This window comes from Aeromonas sp. s1(2024) (genome assembly GCF_040908005.1).
Classification (GTDB): Bacteria; Pseudomonadota; Gammaproteobacteria; order Enterobacterales; family Aeromonadaceae; genus Aeromonas; species Aeromonas caviae.
Genome location: NZ_JBFOCW010000044.1, coordinates 1 through 1,159 on the forward strand (window position 1 = coordinate 1; position 1,159 = coordinate 1,159).

Annotated in this window: 1 protein-coding gene; it reads left to right on the forward strand. The window is 55.5% G+C overall.

What is annotated here, in order from left to right:
* Positions 1 to 107 precede the first annotated feature (107 nt).
* Positions 108 to 1,148 carry an IS481-like element ISAs19 family transposase gene (locus AB5Y70_RS10425; protein WP_042864152.1) on the forward strand — a complete coding sequence of 347 codons (1,041 nt, stop codon included), beginning with the start codon at positions 108 to 110 and terminating at the stop codon, positions 1,146 to 1,148.
* Positions 1,149 to 1,159 lie beyond the last annotated feature (11 nt).

The following is a 1,159-nucleotide window of genomic DNA, read 5'->3' on the forward strand; positions in this document are numbered from 1 at the left end:
GTATGGAGATGGTATTCACCTGACAGTTGCCCACAAAAGGGAGTGGTCATACGGCTTCAAACCGGATAACAAAACGGTACCCCTACCGTGTTATCTGGAGTCACCGTATGACCACCAACGAGAAAGTAGCACGTCGTAAACTCAGCTTGCTAGAGCTCGCCAAAGAGCTCAATAACGTCAGCAAAGCCTGCAAGCTCATCGGCTACAGCCGTCAGCAGTTCTACGAAATTCGCCGTAACTACCAGACCTATGGCGCCGAGGGATTGCTCGACAAATTGCCCGGGTGTAAAGGGGCTCATCCCAATCGGGTCGCTCCTGAGATTGAACAGGCCATCCTCGATTACTCCCTCACCAGACCCACTCATGGCCCGCTGCGGGTCGCCCAAGAACTGGCTCTGCAAGGCATCAATGTCAGTGCGGGTGGTGTGCGTGGCGTGTGGCAACGTCACGACTTGCTCTCCAAACACGACCGCTTGTTGCGCCTCGAGAAAACCCACCGGGAGCAGACCATTGAGCTCAATGACGAGCAGATCCGCCTGTTAGAACGCTTCAGCCCCGAGTTTCGCGAACGCCAGATTGAGGTCCACTACACCGGAGAACTGGTGGCGGTTGACACCTTCTTCGTCGGCGCGCTCAAGGGGGTTGGCAAGGTGTATCTGCAAACCGTGCTGGACTGCTACAGTCGCCATGCCTGGGGACGGCTCTACACCAGCAAGCTGCCGGTGACCTCGGTTCATGTGCTCAATGAAACGGTACTGCCGTTCTTCGAAGCCCATGAGGCTCGGGTCTATACCATCCTGTCAGATAACGGGCGCGAGTTCTGTGGGCGCCCAGACCATCATCCCTACGAGCTGTTTCTGCAACTGGAGGGAATTGAACACCGGACAACCAAGGTACGCAGGCCGCAGAGCAACGGTTTTATCGAGCGACTGCATCGCACACTGCTGGATGAACACTTCCGTATCAAGGGGAGAACGACCTGGTATGAGTCGGTAGAACAGATGCAGACAGACCTGGATAGCTACCTGGAACACTACAACACCCAGCGGCCACATCAGGGCAGGATGATGGAGGGTCAGACCCCCTACAGCATGTTCAAGAAGGGTCTGAAATTGATACCGAAGGAAGTGCGCACTAAAGTAGCGTAAACAAGACACCG

Coding starts and splice junctions, on each gene's coding strand:
- AB5Y70_RS10425 (WP_042864152.1), top strand. CDS start 108: ATGACCACCAACGAGAAAGTAGCACGTCGTAAACTCAGCTTGCTAGAG.